11 protein-coding genes are annotated in these 14308 nt (G+C 66.9%); all 11 read left to right on the top strand.

Annotated features, from left to right (window positions below):
• Nucleotides 1–9 precede the first annotated feature (9 nt).
• The 11 genes from LG299_RS13525 (at nt 10) to LG299_RS13475 (ending at nt 14308) form a co-directional block, all read left to right on the top strand.
• The gene (locus LG299_RS13525) at nt 10–1023 is read left to right on the top strand and encodes a TolB family protein (RefSeq protein ID WP_404431092.1); all 1014 of its coding nucleotides are present in this window, start codon (nt 10–12) and stop codon (nt 1021–1023) included.
• A gap of 71 nt (nt 1024–1094) precedes the next feature.
• A complete protein-coding gene (locus LG299_RS13520; RefSeq protein WP_404431090.1) occupies nt 1095–1868 on the top strand; it encodes a DNA-formamidopyrimidine glycosylase family protein in 774 nt (257 codons plus the stop codon).
• Nucleotides 1869–2075: 207 nt separating this feature from the next.
• Nucleotides 2076–3254, top strand: a complete 1179-nt coding sequence (locus LG299_RS13515) for an ABC transporter ATP-binding protein (RefSeq protein WP_404431088.1) — start codon at nt 2076–2078, stop codon at nt 3252–3254.
• Nucleotides 3255–3308: 54 nt separating this feature from the next.
• A complete protein-coding gene (locus tag LG299_RS13510) occupies nt 3309–4493 on the top strand; it encodes an extracellular solute-binding protein (RefSeq protein WP_404431086.1) in 1185 nt (394 codons plus the stop codon).
• On the top strand, nt 4486–5424 hold the full coding sequence (locus LG299_RS13505; RefSeq protein ID WP_404431084.1) for an ABC transporter permease: 939 nt from the start codon (nt 4486–4488) through the stop codon (nt 5422–5424). The genes LG299_RS13510 and LG299_RS13505 overlap by 8 nt, the downstream gene beginning before the upstream one ends.
• An 8-nt stretch (nt 5425–5432) precedes the next feature.
• Nucleotides 5433–6320, top strand: coding sequence for an ABC transporter permease (locus LG299_RS13500; protein WP_404431082.1), 888 nt, complete (start codon nt 5433–5435; stop codon nt 6318–6320).
• Nucleotides 6321–6463: 143 nt separating this feature from the next.
• The gene (locus LG299_RS13495; RefSeq protein ID WP_404431080.1) at nt 6464–8119 is read left to right on the top strand and encodes an amidohydrolase; all 1656 of its coding nucleotides are present in this window, start codon (nt 6464–6466) and stop codon (nt 8117–8119) included.
• Between the two features lie 127 nt (nt 8120–8246).
• Nucleotides 8247–11981 (top strand): right-handed parallel beta-helix repeat-containing protein, encoded by a 3735-nt coding sequence (locus tag LG299_RS13490; RefSeq protein WP_404431078.1) that lies wholly within the window; start codon nt 8247–8249, stop codon nt 11979–11981.
• A 127-nt stretch (nt 11982–12108) separates the two neighbouring features.
• Nucleotides 12109–13545, top strand: a complete 1437-nt coding sequence (locus LG299_RS13485) for an NAD(P)/FAD-dependent oxidoreductase (RefSeq protein ID WP_404431076.1) — start codon at nt 12109–12111, stop codon at nt 13543–13545.
• Nucleotides 13542–13892, top strand: a complete 351-nt coding sequence (locus LG299_RS13480; RefSeq protein ID WP_404431074.1) for a cupin domain-containing protein — start codon at nt 13542–13544, stop codon at nt 13890–13892. The genes LG299_RS13485 and LG299_RS13480 overlap by 4 nt, the downstream gene beginning before the upstream one ends.
• 23 nt (nt 13893–13915) lie before the next feature.
• A complete protein-coding gene (locus tag LG299_RS13475; RefSeq protein ID WP_404431072.1) occupies nt 13916–14308 on the top strand; it encodes a VOC family protein in 393 nt (130 codons plus the stop codon).

The following is a 14308-nucleotide window of genomic DNA, read 5'->3' as shown; positions in this document are numbered from 1 at the left end:
GCATCGGTCATGACATCGCACAAGCGAATCGGCACCGTTCTGCTCGCGGTGTCCGCGCTGTCTTTGATTGCGTGTGCGGGCACACCGACACCTGCGGCATCGCCGACCGGCGAGTCGGCAGTCGCGCATCCCGAAGCGACTCTCGCCGACACCACGGCCGGGCCCGAGAGGATCGCCTTCGCGCGCGCGGATAATCCGCTCACCGAGGACTTCATGCTGTGGACGAGCAACATCGACGGCACTGAGCTTCGCCCGGTCGGCAATCAGTCGGGCTATTTTCCGGACTGGAGTCCTGACCGTACGCACCTGCTCTTCGACTATTTCGACGAGAGCGGGATCGATCACGTAGCCACAATCCGACCGGACGGGTCAGGGTTCACACAACTGACGCGGGGCGACGAGTTCGCCTACAACGAGGCGCCCGACTACGCGCCGGACGGTGCGACGATCGTCTTCGATCGCGCCTTGGTGACCGAGGACGAGCCCGGCTTCACGACGACGCTGTGGACGATGCGCGCCGACGGTTCCGACCCGCAGCCGCTGATCGACACCGCCGAGGCAGGGTTCGACTACGAAGCAGAGTTCTCGCCGGACGGTGCTGAGATCGTGTTCGTGCGGGTCGATCCGACCTCGGGAGCCACGGCGGTGGCCGTCGTCGGCGCCGACGGGACCGGCGTGCGGGTTCTGACCCCGTTCTCCTTGCTCGTTGAGCATCCGCGATGGTCGCCTGACGGCTCGACCGTCATCTACAACGTCGAGAGTCGACCCGCCCTCGACCTCGCGACGAACGGCATCTGGACGGTCCCGGCCTCCGGAGGCACGCCCGCGCGGTTACTCGCGACGGACGCCACTCTGCACCCGTTCAAACCTGACTACTCGCCCGACGGAACCCGAGTCCTGTTCGCGGGGGCCGTCGGCGGGATGGGCGGCGGAGAGGAACTCTTCGTGATGAACGCCGATGGTTCCGGCATCCAGCGCCTGACAACCACCGACACCTACGAGAACTATCCGGTGTGGGACTGAAACCCGCGCCGGAATCCGGGCGCATAATCGGACGGTGACCTTCCTGCGCGGTTCGAATGACAGGACGCCGTGTGCCTGAGGGCGACACCGTCTTTCGCGCGGCCCGGCGACTGAACGAGGCACTCGCGGGCGCCGAGGTGATCCGATTCGACCTGCGGGTACCCCAGCTTGCGACCGCCGACCTGCGCGGACAGATCGTCCGTGAGGTCGTTCCGCGAGGCAAGCACCTCCTGCATCGCATCGGCGATCACACCCTGCACACCCACCTCAAGATGGAGGGGCGATGGGATGTCTACGACCGCGGCGGCCGGTGGAAGCGCCCGGCATTCCAGGCGCGGGCGATCATCGGTAGCGACCGCTACGACACCGTGGGCTTCGACCTCGCCGACATCGCGCTGATCCCTACCGCGGCCGAAGACACGCTGGTCGGACACCTCGGACCCGATCCACTCGCGGACGACTGGGATCCACTCGAGGCCGCACGGCGTCTCCAGAATGACGAGCGGGCCATTCACGTGGCGATGCTCGATCAACGCAACGTCGCCGGGTGGGGGAACGAGTACGCAAACGAGATACTGTTCGTCCGAGGCATCCTGCCTACGACTCGTGCGATGCAGACGGATGCTGCCGGCATCGTCGACCTGGGCGCCCGTATGATTCGCGCCAACCGCGACCGCAGAGGCCGGACGTTCACCGGCGACGAGCGCCCCGGCCGTAGCACTTGGGTCTACCGGCGTGAGGGCAAGCCCTGTCGCCGGTGCGGAACCGAGATTCGGCGCACCGAGCTGGGCGCGCACGCCACCGAGGAGCGGATCGTTTTCTGGTGCCCGACCTGCCAGCAATAGTCGCACCCCGATGCGCGTCTGAAACCGCAAAGTAGTCTGCCCGTTACACAACTCCGGACGATCTGTCAGGCACCCCAGATCCGTGGCGCGGATCGTCCGGTTCGTCCGACGGACGATTGCGTAGATCCATGCGGTGTAATGAACTACCCGCTACATCCCACAAGGCCGCGCACTGGCGCGCGGCAGCGACTCAGGAGGCCTTCCGAGGTGACCACGGCTATCGACGCGCAGGCGAATCCCGGTGCTGCGAACGGAACGCCCGCTGACCGCGGCGAAGTGGTGATCGACGGAGTAACCAAGCGCTACGGCGATCAGACCGCCGTCGACAATCTGTCGCTGACGATCCACCCCGGCGAGTTCATCTCGCTGCTCGGCCCCTCTGGTTGCGGCAAGACGACGACGCTGCGCATGATCGCCGGTTTCGAGCATCCGGATGCCGGTGACATCCGTGTCTCGGGCAAGTCAGTGCTCGCCGCACCGCCTTACAAGCGTGATGTCAACACGGTCTTCCAGGCCTACGCACTCTTTCCGCACCTGTCGATCGCCGAGAACGTCGCGTACGGCATGCAGCAGCGCCGGACGCCGAAGGCCGAGGTCCGCGAGCGTGTCGAGTCTGCCCTCGACATGGTGCAGATGCGCCGGTTCGCCGACCGCAAGCCGACCCAGCTCTCGGGTGGCCAGCAGCAGCGCATCGCGCTCGCGCGGGCACTCGTCAATCGCCCCTCGGTGCTGCTCCTGGACGAGCCGCTCGGCGCTCTGGACCGTCAGCTGCGCGAAGAGATGCAGCTTGAGCTGAAGCTTCTGCAGTCGCGCCTGGGCATCACGTTCGTCTTCGTCACCCACGACCAGGGCGAGGCCCTGTCGATGAGCGACCGGATCGCGATCATGCGGGCGGGCCGTATCGAGCAGCTCGCCGACGCCGACACCGTCTACGGGCGGCCCGCCTCGGCCTACGTTGCGGCCTTCGTCGGTCAGCAGAACTTCTTCACCGGCGACGTCAGCGAGGGCGGCGCGGCCGTCACCTCACCGCACGCCGTGGTGCTCGCGGCATCGCCCGTGCTGGCAGGTGCCGCCCAGGGCGAAGCGGCCGTCCGGCCCGAGAACATGAAGCTCGAGGCGGCACCGAACCAGGGGACATCGACAGGTGTAGAGGTCAACGCCGTCCGCGGCGAATTGATCGGCGTCTCGCACCTCGGCGACACGATGCAGTACCTCGTGAACCTCGGCCACGACCAGAGCCTCATTGTTCGCCGCCCGACGCCCGATGCTCCGTCGGTGAAGATCGGTGACTCGGTCATCTGCACGTGGAGGCCCGAGCACGTTCTGCTCTTCCCGCACGATGACTCCGCGGAAGCGGGCGGCTACATCGCCCCGCCGACTTTGTAGATCGATCCCTTTCCACAGCACGCCACCGTCTCCCACCCGAACCAGGAGAACCCGATGCCCGAATCCCGCCCTCCGCTGAAGATCCTTGCTCCGCAGGAATCGATCCCCATGATCGCTCGCGAGCTCTCCCGACGCCGCTTCCTCGGCTTCGCCGCCCTCGCCGGTGGTACCGCTGTCCTCGCAGCCTGCTCGCCTGGCGGGAGCGGCTCGCCCGCACCGCAGGCGACCGGCGGCGAGCTCGAGAGCAGCCTCTCGATCTACACCTGGGGTGACTACGACTCCCCCGATGTCGTCTCGGCCTTCACTTCCGAGCTCGGCCCCACGGTGACGCTCGACTCGTACTCGTCCAATGAAGAGCTCATCGCCAAGCTGGTCGCGGCTCAGGGGACCTCCGGCTTCGACATTGTCGTGCCGACCGGTGTCTTCGTGCCTCAGATGATCGAGAACGGGCTGCTGACGAAGTTCAACAAAGACCTTCTCCCCAACCTCGCCAACATGGACCCCGCGTACCTGGGCCGCGCCTGGGACCCCTCCAATGACTACTCCGTGTGCAAGGCCTGGGGCACGACCGGATTCGTCTACGACAAGACCGTCATCACCCGCGAGCTCGCCACCTGGGCGGACTTCTTCGACGCGGCGCAGAACGAGGCCAGCGGCAAAACGTCGATGTCGGATGACCCGGCCGGCATCATCGGCGCGTACTTCTGGGCCAACGACATGGACTGGAACACCGAAGACCCCGCCGAACTCGACGCGTGCCGCGCGTTCCTCGTCGACGAGATCGCTCCGCACATCTCCGCCTTTGACTCCTATCCGGGCACCAACGCCATCCCGCAGGGCACGCAAGTGCTCATGCAGGCGTGGAACGGTGACGCACGACTCGGGCTGATGGAAACCAGTGAACCCGAGCGCTGGCAGTGGGTACTCCCCGGCCCGATCACCGAACTATGGATGGACAACTGGGCAATCGCCGAGGGCGCGCCGAACCCTGAGGCCGCACACGCGTTCATCAACTTCTCGATGACGCCCGAGAACCTGGCGCTGAACCTCGACTACATCGGCTACAACGTCGGCGGAAAAGACATGGAGCAGGCGGCAGTGGACGCCGGCATCCCGCTTACCGACCTGATCTTCTTCACCCCCTCGCAGCTCGACACGATGAAGGAGCAGGAGCTCAACGACTCGCAGACCGTCCGCGTCGAGATCTGGAACGAGATGAAGGCCGCCGCTGGTGCGTAACCGCTCTGCCGGCGGGTTCCTCGCGGTCCCCGCGTGGGCGTGGCTGGCAGTCTTCTTCATCGCCCCCGTGGCGATGGTGGTGTGGTTCAGCTTCGGCTACAAGCCGGGCATCTTCGGCACCCACGCGAACGACATCCTGTCTTTCGACAGGTACATCGAAGCCCTGTCGCCGACGTTCTTCGCGACATTCCAGAACACACTGGGCGTCGGCATCACAGGCACGATCCTGTGCTTCTTGATCGGTGCTCCGGTGGCGTACTGGATGGCCTTCAAAGTGCGGCCCTCGCGCCGAGGCATCCTGATCGCACTCGTTCTTGTGCCGTTCTGGACGAATTTTCTCGTGCGCACGATCGGGTGGCAGGTGATCCTCTCTCCTGAGGGATGGATGTCGGGGCTGTTGCAGGCCGTCGGAATAATCGACGGCCCGCTCGAACTGCTCTACACCCGCACGGCCGTCGTGATCGGTGTGGTCTACAACTACCTCCCGCTGATGATCCTGCCGTTGTTCGTCGCTTTCGATCGCGTGGGCCCGACGCTGCGTGAGGCATCCAAAGATCTCGGTGCCGGAAAGATCTCGACGTTCTTCCGCGTGACGTTGCCGCTCTCGCAGCCGGGTGTCATCGCGGGTGTGCTGCTTGTGTTCATCCCCCTCATGGGCGACTACATCACCGCGACCGTTCTGGGTGGTGCACGAGGCAACATGATCGGTCAACTCGTTGCCAGCCAATTCCAGACGGCGCAGAACTGGGCGCTGGGCTCGGCGATGGCCGTTCTGCTGATGATCGTGATCACCCTCACGATCGCGGTGGCGGCGCTCATCATCTGGTTGATCGCCCTGCCCTTCCGCTCGGCGAACCGTCTCGTTCTGGGTCCCGTGGCAGAGGATGCGACGGATGCTGCGACCAGCGCCCGCCAGGAGGTGTCGGTATGACTCAGACGGTGACCGAAACGATCGCACGGGCCGAGTCATCCACTCGCGTGCGCCGCGCACCCCGCTCATGGTCAGACATCGCGTTCGGGGTGTGGGGCGTGCTCGTCATGCTCTTCCTGTTCGCACCGATCATCGTGATCGTCATCTACTCGTTCAACACCGGACGGCTTCTCGTGTCGTGGAACGGCTTCGGCTTCGAGGGGTTCTTGGCGATCCTCGAGAAGCCCGCGATCCAGAACGCCGTGCGCGTCTCGGTGATCACGGCATTCATCTCGGCGACCATCGCCACCGCCCTCGGCACCCTCGCCGGCATCGCGATGGCACGCTACCCGGGCAAGTGGGTGTGGTGGTTCCTGGGACTGCTGCTGCTGGTCTCGGTCACCCCCGAGATCGTCGATGCCGTCGCACTGCTGCCCTTCTTCGTGTGGCTCGGTCAAGACGTCGGCCTGGCGATGTTCAACGACGGCATCGTGCGCTTGTCGGTCGGCTCGTCGCTGTTCGCAACTGCGGTCGTCTCGTACATCGTGCGCGCGCGACTGATCGGTATGGACGCCAACCTCGAAGAGGCCTCGAGCGATCTGTATGCAAAGCCTGTGACGACCTTCCGGCGCATCACGCTCGCGCTCGCCATGCCCGCGGTGCTCGCCGGGTTCTTGCTGGCATTCACCCTCAGCCTCGACAACACCATCGTCGCGGCCTTCGTGCAGGTCTCGGGCACCACCCCGTGGCCGGTGTACGTGCTGAGTGCGGTGCGGTCGGGCCTTCGGCCGGAGATCGCCGCGGTATCGACGATCATGCTGCTGCTGACCTTGGTGGCGCTTGCGTTGGTGGCGCTCGTACTCAAGCGTGCGGGCGACTCTGCGACCCAGATCGCCCGCACGATGACCGGCGGCTAGCCCCACCGATCGCCCGAATCTCCGAATGCCGGAGATCGTCCGATCATGCAGACCTTGACCCGAAACGGGGGCTGCATCCGGTAGATCTCCGGCATTCGGCATCCGTCCGCAAACAAATGGCACCCGCCAGCCCGGAGGAAGAAATGACCTACGCCGATCTCGTCTTCACCGGCGGCCCCGTCTTCACCGCGAATACCGTTCGCTCGCGGGCGCGCACAGTCGCGGTGAAGGGCGGTGTCATCGTCGCTGTCGGCGGCGATGACGTCCGCGATCTCGTCGGACCCTCGACCGAAGTCGTTGACCTTGCGGGACGGATGCTGGTGCCGGGCTTTCAAGACGCCCACGCGCACCCGGTGTGGGGTGGGCTCGACATGCTGCGGTGCGACCTCGCGGCGTACTCGAACGCGACAGAGTATCTCGATGTCATCGGCGCTTTCGCGGTCGCGCACCCCGATGACGAGTGGGTGCTCGGCGGCGGCTGGCAGATGTCGGCGTTTCCCGGCGGCACACCGACGGCTTCGGCACTGGATGCGGTCGTCCCCGACCGCCCGGCGTTCCTCCCCAACCGCGATGGCCACGGCGCGTGGGTGAACTCGGCGGCCCTACGGCTCGCCGGAATCGACCGGCACACTCCCGACCCCGCCGACGGGCGCATCGAGCGCGACGCCGACGGCAATCCGTCGGGTACGCTGCACGAGGGCGCGATGGGCTTGGTCAATCGCCACCTTCCCGAAGAACCCCTCGAACGCTTGACCGAAGCCCTGCTCGTCGGCCAGAAGTACCTGCACTCGTTCGGCATCACGGCCTGGCAGGACGCCATCGTGGGCTCGTATGGCGATGCCGGCGACCCCGCTCCCGCGTACCTCAGGGCCGCCGCGGAAGGCACCCTGACCGCTCGCGTGGTCGGCGCGATCTGGTGGGACCGCAACGCCGGCTTGGAGCAGATTCCCTCGCTCGTGGAGCGACGGGAGCAGTTTCGCGGCGGACGCTTCGCCGCAACATCCATCAAGGTCATGCAAGACGGCGTCGCCGAGAACTTCACGGCTGCGATGCTCGAGCCGTATTGCGACGGGCATGGCCACTTCACCGATAACTCCGGCATCTCTTTCGTCGACCCTGCGGTGCTCAACGAAGCGGTGCCGATTCTGGATGCTGCAGGCTTCCAGGTGCACTTCCACGCCATCGGCGACCGGGCCGTGCGCGAGTGCCTCGACGCCGTCGAGCACGCGATCGCGCGCAACGGGCGCAGTGACAATCGGCACCACATTGCCCACATCCAGGTGGTGCACCCCGACGACATCGCGCGGTTCCGCCAGCTCGACGTTGCGGCGAACATGCAGTCGCTGTGGGCGACGCTCGAGCCGCAAATGGTCGATCTCACCCTTCCGTTCCTCGGCGCGCCGCGCGATGCGTGGCAGTACCCGTTCGGCGACCTCCTGCGCGCGGGCGCTGTGCTCGCCGCCGGCAGTGACTGGTCGGTGTCTTCGCCCGATCCCATGGCAGCCATCCACACCGCCGTGAACCGCACGGCGGCACCCGGGTTCGAAGAGGGCGACTACGAAGCCTTCCTGCCGGAACAGGCGATCGACCTCGCCACCTCGCTCACGGCGTACACCGCCGGGTCCGCCTGGCTGAATCACCTGGACGACGTCTCCGGCACGATCGAGGTGGGCAAGTACGCCGACCTGGCTGTCCTCGACCGTGACCCGTTCGACGGCCCGGCCGATCGGATCGGGGCAACCCGCACCCTGCAGACCTTCGTCGAGGGCGAACGGGTCTACGCTGCCGGCGACGCCTGAGCACGACGACGTCGGCCCCGCTCCGTGGGGTTGACCCTGCCCCGGAATGCGGTTACCGTGATGACCACCCCCGCCAGAAAGCGCTTCCTCATCAGTGCGTACGGCTTGCATCTCGATGAGGAGAACTATGTCTGTGCAGACCCAGACGATGCGCATTGCGCTCGCGATGGTCACCGCTGCCGCCCTGACACTGACCGGCGCCACCGCGGCAACGGCCGTCGGCCCGACTACTGCGCTGAGCGCCGACGCGATAGCGATCGGTGATTACGTCGCGGTGACCGAGACGGGTACGGACTTCCGCATCCACGCGGCAGTCGGAAGGTCGGTCACGGTCGATGCGCACACCCGCGTCTCTGACCGCGGCGAGACCTTCTCACAGCGGATCAAGCTCAATGGGTCAGGCACCGCCGACGCACGTTCGCTGCACTTCACGGTCGCGGCAGACGATGTGCCCACACAGGTGTTCGTGAACGCCCGCAGTGGCAGCGGCACGGCCGATCGCGCCATCGCGCTCTTCGGCGCCGCGGGTGAAATTGCCCGCGTGCCCGCCCTCGCCGACAGCGCGGCACAGGCTGTGAGCACGGAGGCGATCGACATCACCGTTCCGGGCGACTATTGGCTGGCCTCCCCCAGCTCAGGCGTGAACGTCTATTACGCGCAACTCGGCGCGTTCGACGACGAGGAGCGGATGCCGTGGGCCGAGGTCGCGACGCCCGTCATCGACGGCGTCACGGTCGACCCCACCAATCCCACAGACCTCATCGTTCAGTACTCGGGTGTGCTCGGCGCGGACGGCGGCGACGTGGTCTACGCCACACTGTTCGACAGCTCGGGCTCGATCGTCGATCAAACCCTCGACGCGACGGACGGGGCATCCGGCTCGCTGGTTCTGACGCCTCCGGGATCGGGCGACTACCAGGTCGAGGTGCGCCTGACCCGGGCGGGCGAGGCGACGCCCCGCACCTCGCCACGCGCCGATGCCGTGGGCTTCTCGCTCCCCCTCACGGCGCCCACGATCACCGGCGCGCTGACCAGCGGCGTGACCCCGAGCGGTGCGACCGTGACGCTGACCTGGTCGGCGACGACTGAGGCCGAGTCGTATTCGGTCGAGACGAGCCCCGCTGGCGGCGAGTTCACCACGGCTCTCAGCGATGTGACGGCCACCACGGCCGACATCACCGGGCTCACGCCCGGCGGCACCTACGCGATGCGCGTGGTCGCCCACCGCGGCACCGAGACCGTGACCAGCGCACCGTTCGAGGTCGCTGTCGCCGGGGAAGTCGAACGCTGGCAGAGCGCGGATGTGGGGTCGAACGCAGGCTCGGGCGGCTCGGTCACCGAGAACGCCGACGACTCGATCACCTTCGACGCCCGCGCGAGCACGACGAAGCTCGCGACCTCTGAGGACGGGTTCCAGTACTACTTCACCGAGATCGATCCCGCCACCGAGAACTTCACGCTGCGCGCGTCTTTCCGCGTGGACGACGCCTCCGCCAAGGACAGCCAGTCCGGTTTCGGTGTGATCGCCGTTGACGAACTCGTCACCGAGGAGTCGGCCGCGCGGTACTTCAACTCGGCGGGCGCCCTGATCACCCGGTACGCCTACGGCACCGGAACGGGTGAGTGGCAAGACGGCACCCCCGGCGCGCGCTTCGTCCAGGGGTACACCGGCGCGACGACCGACAACACCGCCGGCGCGCGTGACAGCAGCGACTCGACCGCGTTCGACTGGGATTGGCGGCCTGAGGTTGCCACCGGCCCGAAGTTCGCGGACGGAGACGTGTACGACCTGGCGCTGCGCAAGTCGAACACCGGGTTTCACGCGATCTGGACGCGCGACGGAGAGGAGCTCGAGGTCATCCAGTACGACCCCGAGATGCTGCTGCAGCAGAACTCCGAGAAGCTCTTCGTCGGCATGGCCGTCGCCCGCAAGATTGCGGTGACCGTCACCGACTGGGAGTTCACGACCATCCACCCCGACGACGATGCTCCGGCCGAGGAGCCACCGATGGTTCCGGTGGCGGCGGCGCTGTCAGTCGATGTCACGACGACGACACCCGAGTCCAGCCTCGACATCCCCCTGGTGTCGAACATGTTCGGTACCGGTCAGATTCTGGACGCCTCCGGCGCAGTCATCGTCGATGGCATCGCTCTCGCCCCCGGCGACCGCACGCTCGTGCCCGTCTCGCTGAACCCCGGAGAGAACGCCCTGACGGTGCGCCTGTTGCCCTCAGCTGAGCAACCCCACCTCGACGAGCGCGAGCAGATCGCGTCCACCGAGCCCGTCGATGTTCCGCTCACGATCACCGTCGACGCGTTCGGAGCGCCGGGCGAGTCGATCTGGGTGGCGCCCGACGGCACTGCCGAGGGTGAGGGGACGAAGGCATCACCGCTCGACATCCACACGGCCGTCGCTTTCGCTCAGGCCGGGCAGCAGATCGTGCTGAGCGAGGGGGTCTACACGCCGCAGCGCAACATCGTGGCCGAGCGTGGCCGCAACGGATCCGAAGGCGCACCGATCACGCTCATGTCAGAGCCGGGAACCCGCGCAGTTCTCGACCTGTCGCAGTCGCCGAATGGTGGTCTCGTGCTGCGCGGCGATTGGTGGCACGTGTACGACCTCGAGATCACCGGGTCGGCCGACAAGCAGAAGCCGATGCTCATCCAGGGCCACCACAACGTGGTCGAGCGAGTCGAGTCGCATCACAACCGTGACACCGGCATCCAGATCTCGGGCTCTGAGTTCGAGCCGGCGGCCCTCTGGCCGACCGACAACCTGGTGGTCTCGTCGTATGCGCACAACAACGCCGACGTCGGAGGCAACGACGCGGACGGCTTCGCCGCGAAGCTCGCCGTCGGTGAGGGCAACGTGTTCCGGCACAACATCGCCCACAACAACATCGACGACGGCTGGGACCTCTACGCCAAGTCGACGTCAGGCCCGATCGGCACAGTGGTGATCGAAGACTCGGTCGCCTACGACAACGGCTGGCTCGAAAGCGACCCGTCCGTCACCGGCGAAGGCAACGGGTTCAAGCTCGGCGGCGAGTCGATACCGGGCGACCACCTGTTGCGCAACTCGATCACCTACGGCAACCTCGCGACGGGTGTGACCTCCAACTCGGGCCCTGACGTCCGCATCGAACTCGTCACCTCGGTCGGCAACGAGCGCGGCGTGCGGCTCGAAACCAACGCGGCATCCACCAACTACCGCGCGACGGGTGTGTTGTCGTGGCAGTCGCCGCTGCTCGACACGTTGGCGCTCAAGCAGAGCGACACGTCGCTGCTGACCGACCCGTCGAACATCTGGAACCTCGGCGGCGACTCACCCGTCGCGCCGGGCTGGTTCGTCTCGCTCGACACCGACGGCGTGCGTCCCAGCATCGGCGCGGACGGTTCAGTCGACATGCAGGGTCTGTTGCAGTTGACGGATGCTGCGCCCGCAGCGACCGGCGCACGTCTGAGCGAGATCGACCAGCCGACCGCGATCGAGCTCTACCCCGAGGTGACGGTCCCGCTCGTGAACACGGTCTCGCCGTCGATCACGGGCGACCCGCTCCAGGGCGAGACCCTCACGGTGAACGCCGGCGAGTGGTCGCACCCCGATGCGACGATCACGTATCAGTGGTTGCGGGAGGGAAAGCCGATCCCCGGCCGCCCCGGCACCGAGGCGTCGTACAAGGTGCGCGGCGGCGACGTGGGCCACGACCTGTCCGTGGCGGTCACCGCGACCATCGAGGGGCAAGACTCCGTGACCGTTCTCACCGGGTCAGTCACGGCCGAGCGGGATGCGCCCCCGGCACCCCGAATCCGCGCCCTCATCCAGAAGGTCGTGGGTTGGCTCTGGGCTCTGTTCATCTGAGAGGCAAGAGCCCGGGTTCCGGACACCTCGTCCTGAGAGGTGTCCGGAACCCGACAGCACGCGCGTGCTCAACACACACCCCCGGGGCGAGGATGGAAGGACCTGACCCCCAGAAAGGGTGATATCCGTGGGCACCACAGTCTACGAACGGGATCGGCCGTCGGCATCCCTCCTCACCACCAGCCTTGCCGAATCGCGCCACAGCGTGTTCTGGCTCGACGACCTTCCCGCCTCGCCAGCCCGCGCTCCCCTCACCGGAGCCCACACCGCCGACCTCGTCATCGTCGGCGCGGGGTACACCGGACTCTGGACCGCACTGCAGGCCAAGCGGCGCGACCCCGATGCCCGAGTGATCGTCATCGAAGCCCGCACGGTGGGGTGGGCAGCCTCCGGCCGCAACGGCGGATTCTGCGAAGCGAGCCTCACCCACGGCCGCGACAACGGACTCTCGCGCTGGCCGAACGAGATCGACCACCTCGACGAGCTCGGAATGGCGAACCTCGACGGCATGGGCGACGACATCGCCCACTACGGCATCGACGCCGATTGGGAGCGCGTGGGTGCCCTCGGGATCGCGACCGAGCCCCACCAGCTCGAATGGCTCGACGAGTGGGCGGCGGATGCTGCGTCCCGCGGCGAGCAGGGCGTCGTGCGCATGAACCGGGCTGAGGTGCAGGCATCCATTCATTCACCGACGTTTCTGGGCGCCGTTTTCGAGCAGCACAGCAACGCCCTCGTGCACCCCGGAAAGCTCGCCGCAGGACTCGCCCGCGCCGCCGAGGAGGCCGGTGTCGAGATCTTCGAAGGCTCACCGGTGCGCAGCATCGACGACGACTCCAGTTCGGTTGTCGTCCGAACCGCCGACGCCTTTGTGACGACATCGCAGGTTGCGCTAGCCACCAACGTCTTCCCGTCGTTGCTCAAGCGCAACCGACTGATGACCGTGCCGGTCTACGACTACGTGCTCATGACCGAGCCGCTGAGCGATGCGCAGCTGGTCAGCATCGGATGGACCGATCGCCAGGGCCTCAGCGATCTCGCCAACCAGTTCCACTACTTCCGCCTGAGCGCCGACAACCGCATCCTGTTCGGCGGGTACGACGCGGTGTACCACTACGGCCGCCAGGTGCGCGCGGGGTACGAAAACCGCCCAGAGTCGTGGCAGAAGCTCGCGAGCCACTTCTTCACGACCTTCCCGCAGCTCGACGGGGTGCGCTTCACCCACCGCTGGGCCGGTGCGATCGACACGTCGACGCAGTTCTGCGCGTTCTTCGGCACGGCCCGCCAGGGGCGCGTTGCCTACGCCGCCGGTTTCACCGGGCTCGGCGTCGCGGCGACGCGCTTCGCGGGCGACGTGATGCTCGACCTGCTGTCGGGCGAGAAGACCGAGCGCACCGAGCTCGAGATGGTGCGCAAGCGCCCACTGCCGTTCCCGCCCGAGCCGGCGGCCGCGCTGGGCATCAACGCGACCCGCTGGTCGCTCGATCGCGCCGACCACAACCGCGGGCGCCGCAACATCCTGCTGAAGAGCCTCGACGCGCTGGGATTGGGGTTCGACTCGTGACCAGGCTCACCTCGGGTGTCGCCGCGGATGCGGCACACCTCCCGGTCGCGTTCGAGCCGGTGCCGCTCGATCAGGTCGTCTCGGGGACGCCGATGACCCGGTACGTCGACCTGGATGAAGCATCCGGCCGCACTGTCGGCGTGTGGGAACACACCCCCGGAGTCTCGCGCGACGTCGAAGTCAACGAGGTCTTCGTCGTGCTCGCGGGGTCTGCTCGCATCGAGTTCGAGCAGCCCGTGCTGCCGCCGATAGAGGTGCGGGCGGGTTCGATCGTGCGTCTCGAAGAGGGCATGCACACCGTCTGGACCGTGCGCGAGACCCTGCGCAAGGTCTACGTCGCGCCGTAGCCGGCAGGTGAGAGACTTCTCGCGTGACAGGTTTTCATCACGTCGAGGTGTGGGTGACCGACCTCGCGCAAGCGCGGGCAGAGTGGGGTTGGCTTCTCGAACGGTTGGGGTTCGCGCCGACGTCGAGCTGGCCCGAGGGCCAGTCGTGGGAGGCCGATCGCGCCTATCTCACGCTGACGACGTCGCCGAACACCGTGGGCACCGACCACGATCGCCGGAGGCCAGGGGTCAACCATCTGGCGTTTCACGGTGGCGCGCGCGAGCAGGTAGACGCGATCATGACGGATGCCTCCACCCACGGCTGGCGTCCGCTCTACCACGAGCGCTACCCGCACGCCGGAGGCCCCGACTACTACGCGGGCTGGCTCGAGAACTCGGCCGGATTCAAGGCCGAGATCGTCGCCGAAGACGCCTGA

Origin of the sequence: Microbacterium lacus (assembly GCF_044794305.1) — a bacterium.
Taxonomy (GTDB): Bacteria; Actinomycetota; Actinomycetes; order Actinomycetales; family Microbacteriaceae; genus Microbacterium; species Microbacterium lacus_B.
The sequence above is the reverse complement of the archived record's forward strand: the minus strand, read 5'-3'. Positions and strand labels throughout refer to the sequence as shown.